Below are 7,120 nucleotides of genomic sequence, written 5' to 3'. Positions count from 1 at the left end.
AAAAAATACAATTCCAGTAAAAATAAAATTTTAACTGGAATTTATGTGCTAAATCTCTGTTATAATACTAACTTTCTTGACAAAATACCTTTTTAACAGATTATTAAATGTATCACAAGCTGCTGAAAAAGTAGCCGATGGGTACCTAGTTGACTATTTGCCAGAAACATCAGATGAATTAGGAACATTTAATGCTATTTTTAATAAAATGGTGAAAAATTTAAAGGATATTGTATTAAAATTAAAAAACGTTTCAGATATTGTTTCTTTTTCTTCGAAAAATTACAAAGAGATCGGTTTCAAAGTTGCCGAAAGTGCCAAATGTATTCAAGAAAACATTACAGATTTAGCTTCAGGTTCTAAAGTAACTGCTTCTGAAATTTCAAATGTTACTAAGTATATAGGCGACATGGAAAAACAATCTAAAAATTTAGTAGAAATAAGTACAAACATTGATACTATGATATTAGAAGCAAAAAACAATATATCTGATGGTTCCTACAATTTAAATTCTACAATGGATTTATTAAGCAATATGAAAAATAGTATATTAAATTCCAGCAAAGTCATAACAAAACTTTCTGATGGATCTAAAAATATTGAAAATATAACAACTTCAATAAGCTCTATATCAGATCAAACAAACTTATTAGCGCTAAATGCTAGTATTGAAGCTGCAAGGGCTGGTGAACATGGTAAAGGTTTTTCTGTAGTAGCTGAAGAAATCAGAAAATTAGCTGAAGAATCTTCTAAATCAACCGAAAAGATATCTAAAGAAATATCCGAAATACAAAAACAAGTATTAGAAGCTTCATCAACTATGAAAGACAGTATAAATTATATGGAATCAGGTACCAGCTCCATGGAAACTATTTCAGATACATTTTGCAAAATATCAAATAAAATTGAAAAAATAAAAAATGTTAGTTCTAATGTATCTGAAATTGCTAAAAAATTGTTAAATGAAAATATAAATATTCATAAAGCTATTTCAAATGTTTCTTCAATAAGTGAAGAAGCTGCTGCTAATACGTCATCTACCGAAGAAATAGTAAATGATCAAGAAAAAATGTTTTTAGAGCTAAAAACTGCCTCAAAGGAATTAGAAGATCTTTCAATACTGTTATCAAACGAAATTTCTAAATTTAAAGTTGATTAATAAAAACTCAATGTGATCAATTTTAATTAAATAAAAGCTATGAAATATATTAAATATCCTATTTCATAGCTTCTTTAGACATTCTATAAATTTAGTATCGTTCCCGTTCTATTTATAAAACTCCCTTTACATTCTTCATTAAGCATTTTTACAGCTTTTTCGCCAGTGCAATGTGACAATCCTAAAATACTTATATTCAAGGAATTCAAATATTTAATTGATTTTTCTATTCTCTCATTATCTGCTTCAATAAGATGAGTTCCTCCTATTATACCTATTACCTTTTCTCCAGTTCTTTCACTAATTGTATTTATCATATTTAAAAAACCAGGATGAGCACATCCAAGTATAACAATAAGACCTTTTTCTGTTTTAAGGCATAAAGCTATTTCATCTTCAAAATTATCAATTTCATATTTATCATCAATTCTAATTTTCATGTTTTCATTAATTTTTTCAAAAGAATAATATCTATTAAAATTTGAAAATACAAAAGCCTTATCATTTATCTTTAACAAATCATCTTTAACTAAATTTACAGGTAAACTTTTATTCTTGATATATTGTTCATCAAAGTTTATTCCTATATATTTGTAACCTACTCCATTTGAAAAATCACTTTTAAGCTTTCCATCAGAATAGTGATATTTGTTGCTTTTTTCAAAAAAATGCTCACTTATAATAAGTTTAGGTTTTATATCATAAGTTTCCAACAATCTTTTAACTCCACCACAGTGATCATAATGAGCATGACTTAAAATTAGAACATCTGTATTTTTAATGTCTACATTTAGTTTTTCAGCATTTTCTATAAAATCTCCACTTTTCCCGGTGTCAAATAAAATATTGCAATCATTCATTTCAATAAACATTGAAAGTCCATGCTCATACTTCAAATTTTTATTTTCATCTTGAGTATTTTCTATTAAAGTAGTTATTCTCATTTTATCACCCCATTATATTTTTTCAGCAAATTCCTTCAAAGTTGCTGCTGTAGAATTAAGTTCCTCTACTGATGCTGAAACTTGTTGTATTCCTGCTGTTTCTTTTTGTAATATCTCATTTGAATTATTAAATCTTTCATAGATCTCTGATATTGAATTCTGCATATTGTTCAATATGGTATTAATTTGTTTTATAGATTCTCCACTAGAATCAGATAATCTTCTAATTTCATTTGATACTACACTAAAACCTTTGCCATACTCTCCTGCCCTAGCAGACTCTATGGCAGCATTTAATCCAAGCAAATTAGTTTGTTTTGAAATACCTTGAATAAAACTTAAAATCTCATCTGTTTCCTTAGAACTTTCATTAGTTTCTTTAACAAATTTTTGAATATCCATATTAGTTTCAGAAATTTGTTGAAGGCCAGAAGACATATTCATTAAATTATCATTTATCTGCTCTATGGAAGCTGATATGGAACCCACCATATTTGAAACCCTTTTCTTTTTTTCTAAACTCACACCTATTACCATAGTTCCTGCTATTTTATCATCTTCAAATACCGGAACTGCATTTGTCTTTAATGATACTCCAAATACCTCTTCAGGTATGATTGCACAGATAGGTTTCTTTTCTCTCAAACATATATCTGCTGCACATCCCTTAGGTATTTTATCTCCCGTTTTAGCTGCCATTTTTAAGCTTTCACCATCCTGAACAAAAAGGAATTTTTCAGTGTTGGATATAGTAAAAATTAATTCATCATTAAAGTAATATTGAAAATATGGAATTAGATTGTAAAAGGATTGAATCAAGCTATTATCACTTATTTCATTTATCAATGTTTTCACTTCCTTAGTAATTATTAATGTTTCTGCGAAATGTACAAAAGAACATTTATGTAAAATTTATCTTAATAATGAATATTATATAAAATAGTCAATACAACTATTTTCGTAACCATTTTCAATAACTTTAACAGAATTTGAAACACTAAAAACAAATTTTTAATATATTACTTATGTTAAATTAAAATTTTGTATGTACAAAAATTGAGTGTATAATTATTATAAAATATTAAATTGATATGGAGGTTGAATTTATTATGGTTACAGAAAATGAAAAAAAGTTATATGCTGCTTTAGATAAACTTAATATAATCTACACAAGATATGAACATGATGCAGTTTTTACTGTTGATGAAATTAAACAAAAGAATCTTGTTTTTGATGGAACTGGTTGTAAAAATTTATTTCTCCGCAATAGAAAAGGTGATATTCATTATCTTGTAGTACTAGAGGAATCTAAAACCGTTGATTTAAAAAAACTTTCCAAAGATTTAGGCAGTACTCCTTTAAGTTTTGGTTCAGAAGAAAGGCTATATAATAATCTAGGTTTGACTAGAGGCTCTGTCACTCCCATGGGATTAATAAATAATAACGATAAAAAAGTAAAGCTTATTATAGATAGTGATTTGACAAAATCATCAAAAATAGCTGTTCATCCTAATGTTAATACTGCAACTATTGTTTTATCCCTTAAGGATTTAGAAAAATTTGTTCATTGGTGTGGAAACGAATTTACATACATAAAAATTTAAATATGTAAAACATTTACTTTAAAAAATATTTTTACAACTTTAGCTTCTGAACTTAAGATGCAGAAGCTAAAGTTCATTTTGTAATTATTTATCTATAATTACTACTGGCTTTATTAAATCTCTTGGTTTTTCTTTCATTTGTATTAGAGCATCTTCAATTTTATCAAGTCCTTTATATACATGTGTAACTAATTTACTTAAATCTACACGTTTATATCTTACTAAATCCACTAACATTTCCATTCTAAGACGTCCTCCTGGACAAAGACCTCCAACTATTTTCTTATGTGCCATTCCACATCCCCATTCAACACGAGGTATTGGAAGGAAATCTCCTTTACCATGATAATTAACATTGGAAACTACTCCTCCTGGTTTAACTACAGATACAGCTTGTATCAAAGTTTCAGTAGTTCCACCTGCTAAAATTACTCTATCAACGCCTTTTCCAGAAGTTAAGTTCAAAATTTGCTTTGCAATATCTCCATTTCTGTAATTGATTATATCTGTTGCACCATAAAATTTAGCTGCTTCAACACAAACTGGTCTACTTCCTACTGCTAATATTCTACCAGCACCACGCAATCTGGATCCAGCTATTGCCATTAGTCCAACTGCTCCAATTCCTATTACGGCCACACTCGAACCTAATTGTATATCTGCTAATTCTGCACCATGAAAACCTGTAGTCATCATATCTGTTATCATAACAGCACTTTCTAAAGAAATTTCATCTGGTAAAAGTGCTAAATTCATATCAGCATCATTTACATGAAAATATTCTGCAAAAACTCCATCTTTAAAATTTGAAAATTTCCATCCTGCAAGCATTCCATTAGAGTGTTGCTGAAATCCTGCTTGAACCTCTAATGATCTCCAGTCAGGAGTTATCGCAGGAACAATTACTCTATCTCCTGCTTTAAAATCCTTTACCTCATTACCAACATCTTCAATTATACCAACAGCCTCATGTCCTAATATCATGTTATGCCTATCCCCAATTGCTCCTTCAAATACAGTATGTATATCTGATGTACATGGAGACAAAGCTAGTGGACGTACAATCGCATCATAAGGACCTGCAACTGGTTTCTCTTTTTCTATCCACCCTAAATTATTGATACTTAACATTGCGAAACCTTTCATACAAAAAACCTCCTAATTTCTTTAGTCTTTTATAGCTTTATTTTAAATCTGATATAATAAAAAGTTTATTTAGTATACTTTTATCAATTTATGTTTGATTCAAAACAAAACTATTTTTTAACAATATATGTTATTTATTTATACAATATATTTTAGCAATAATAATGCCAAAAGAATTTTCTCTCTTAATATACTGAAATCACTGACTTTTTTATAAACACTAGCTTAAATAAAATCAAAATGTTGTTATTATCAACACTTTTTACAAAATATTGTTGTTTTTTTCAACATTGTTGTTTTTTTATACATTAATTTATTTTTCATTGTAGTTATAAATTTAACATATATTATTATTTTTAATATGATTAGTTTCAAAAATTCTTTTTCATCTTCGAATATATGGTACTTCTATTTATTTTTAATATTTTTGCAGCTTTTGTAATATTTCCATTACATTTTTCTATGCATCTCTTAATCGCTATTTTATCCCATTGTTCTAAAGAACACATATTATATTCAAGAATTTTCTGTGAAACATTATTTTGCTTTTTCATTGAGAAATCATCTTCAAAATCAAAAGAAGTATTTCCATTCATATTTACTATATTTTCAATACAATTTTCTAATTCTCTAACATTACCTGGCCAAGTATAATCAATAAGTTTTCTATAAATATTATTCTTCATTTTAGGTATGGACTTTCCTAGCTTAACAGCCTTTGTCTTTAAAAAGTATTGTATTAAAATTTCTACATCACCATTTCTTTCCCTAAGAGGAGGTACATTAATGGGAATTACACTTAATCTGTAATATAAATCTTCTCTAAAAGTTCCCTTTTCTACTTTTCCTTTTAAATTTTCATTTGTAGCTGCAATAATTCTTACATCTACACTTATATTTTTACTTCCCCCTAATCTGTAGAAACATGAAGTTTGCAATATTCTCAAAAAGTGAACTTGAACATCAAGTGGCATCTCTCCAATTTCATCTAAAAATAAAGTACCTCCATTAGCAAGTTCAAATTTCCCTGGATGTCCTCCTTGCTTTGCTCCTGTAAATGCTCCACGCTCATATCCAAAAAGTTCACTTTCTATTAAACTTTTTGGTATTGCTCCACAATTAATTGCAACAAAACTCTTATCTCTTCTACTGCTGCTATTATGAATTGCTTGAGCAATCAATTCTTTTCCTGTTCCACTCTCTCCTTGAATAAGTACTGTAGATGGACTATTAGAAATGCTCTCTGCCTCCTTTTTTAATTCTAAAATTTTTTCACTTTTGCCTATTATATCTTGAAAAGTATAAGTAGCATTTTTACCAGTATATTTGTTAACTAAATTATAAACATCTTGGATATCATTAAATATGCCTACTATACCAATTATATCTCCAATTTTATTCTTTATAGGATATGCATTTAAGCTAAATATTTTCTTTTTATCTCCACAAGTATATGTAACTTCCTTACCTTCATAAATTTTTCCTTCAGTAATTTCTCTTAGCATTTCTCTCCAATTATTCAAAATTTCATATACCTTTTTATTTATAACTTCTTCCCTTACGCATAACATTGTACAAGCACTTTTATTTATAGCTTTTATTACTCCATTAGTATTCAAAGCAAAAATACCTGAATTAATAGAATCCATTACTTTATTTAAGTATTGATAAGCATTAAATAGCTCATTTTGAGTTTTTTCCACTTTTAATTGATTTTCAATAGATTTTACTGCAGCCACCACAAGTCCTAATGTATGTGGATGAGCCAACTTACATTTACCAGTTAAATTCAAACAACCTATAGTCTTTCTTTTCTCATTATGAATAACTGCAGCTGAACACGTAAGAGGATGGTATGCTTCTATATAATGATCTTTTCCAGATGTTTGAACTGAACAATCCTCATAAAGTGCTGTTCCAATAGCATTAGTACCTGTGCTTTTCTCGCTCATATCTGCACCTTCAACAATTCCTATTTGTGCCATATCTTTTATTATTTCTTCATCTCCAACTATAGTAAGAATAAAACCTTCACTATTTGTAAGGTATAATGCAAAGCCTGATCCTCTTAAAAAATCATACAATATTTCCATAAAAGGTATAGAAATCTTTATCAATTCACTATCTTCGTCTAATGCTTTATGGAGCTCTACTGCACTCAATGTTCTTATAGGAAATACTCTTTTTTTATCAATATCATAATTCATACATCTTTTATGAGAGTTGTCTATCACTTTTTTTAAATCATTTACTTCAATCATAATCAA

Annotated in this window: 6 protein-coding genes; 2 read left to right on the top strand and 4 right to left on the bottom strand. The window is 28.1% G+C overall.

All coding sequences use genetic code 11. The features are described 5' to 3' along the window. Positions 1–76: 76 nt before the first annotated feature. Positions 77–1,159 carry a methyl-accepting chemotaxis protein gene (locus tag EG57_RS25290; RefSeq protein ID WP_242859918.1) on the top strand — a complete coding sequence of 361 codons (1,083 nt, stop codon included), beginning with the start codon at positions 77–79 and terminating at the stop codon, positions 1,157–1,159. A gap of 83 nt (positions 1,160–1,242) precedes the next feature. Here EG57_RS25290 and EG57_RS0222940 read toward each other — a convergent pair whose 3' ends face one another. Further along, on the bottom strand, positions 1,243–2,103 hold the full coding sequence (locus EG57_RS0222940) for an MBL fold metallo-hydrolase (RefSeq protein ID WP_032079416.1): 861 nt from the start codon (positions 2,101–2,103) through the stop codon (positions 1,243–1,245). A 12-nt stretch (positions 2,104–2,115) separates the two neighbouring features. Beyond that, the gene (locus EG57_RS0222935; protein WP_032079415.1) at positions 2,116–2,949 is read right to left on the bottom strand and encodes a methyl-accepting chemotaxis protein; all 834 of its coding nucleotides are present in this window, start codon (positions 2,947–2,949) and stop codon (positions 2,116–2,118) included. A gap of 263 nt (positions 2,950–3,212) precedes the next feature. Between EG57_RS0222935 and EG57_RS0222930 the strand changes: the two genes are divergently transcribed. Continuing rightward, positions 3,213–3,707, top strand: coding sequence for a prolyl-tRNA synthetase associated domain-containing protein (locus EG57_RS0222930; protein WP_032079414.1), 495 nt, complete (start codon positions 3,213–3,215; stop codon positions 3,705–3,707). 84 nt (positions 3,708–3,791) lie between these two features. Here the strand turns inward: EG57_RS0222930 and EG57_RS0222925 are convergent, their stop codons facing one another. Then, a complete protein-coding gene (locus tag EG57_RS0222925; RefSeq protein ID WP_032079413.1) occupies positions 3,792–4,853 on the bottom strand; it encodes an NAD(P)-dependent alcohol dehydrogenase in 1,062 nt (353 codons plus the stop codon). Between the two features lie 371 nt (positions 4,854–5,224). Next, on the bottom strand, positions 5,225–7,114 hold the full coding sequence (locus EG57_RS0222920; RefSeq protein WP_032079412.1) for a sigma-54-dependent Fis family transcriptional regulator: 1,890 nt from the start codon (positions 7,112–7,114) through the stop codon (positions 5,225–5,227). Between the last annotated feature and the right edge of the window lie 6 nt (positions 7,115–7,120).

Source organism: Clostridium drakei, from assembly GCF_000633595.2.
GTDB lineage: Bacteria > Bacillota > Clostridia > Clostridiales > Clostridiaceae > Clostridium_AM > Clostridium_AM drakei.
The sequence above is the reverse complement of the archived record's forward strand: the minus strand, read 5'-3'. Positions and strand labels throughout refer to the sequence as shown.

What these genes read in the sequence shown, in the direction of transcription:
- EG57_RS0222940 (WP_032079416.1), bottom strand. Translation starts at nt 2,103, where the DNA reads ATGAGAATAACTACTTTAATAGAAAATACTCAAGATGAAAATAAAAAT.
- EG57_RS0222930 (WP_032079414.1), top strand. Translation starts at nt 3,213, where the DNA reads ATGGTTACAGAAAATGAAAAAAAGTTATATGCTGCTTTAGATAAACTT.
- EG57_RS0222925 (WP_032079413.1), bottom strand. Translation starts at nt 4,853, where the DNA reads ATGAAAGGTTTCGCAATGTTAAGTATCAATAATTTAGGGTGGATAGAA.
- EG57_RS0222920 (WP_032079412.1), bottom strand. Translation starts at nt 7,114, where the DNA reads ATGATTGAAGTAAATGATTTAAAAAAAGTGATAGACAACTCTCATAAA.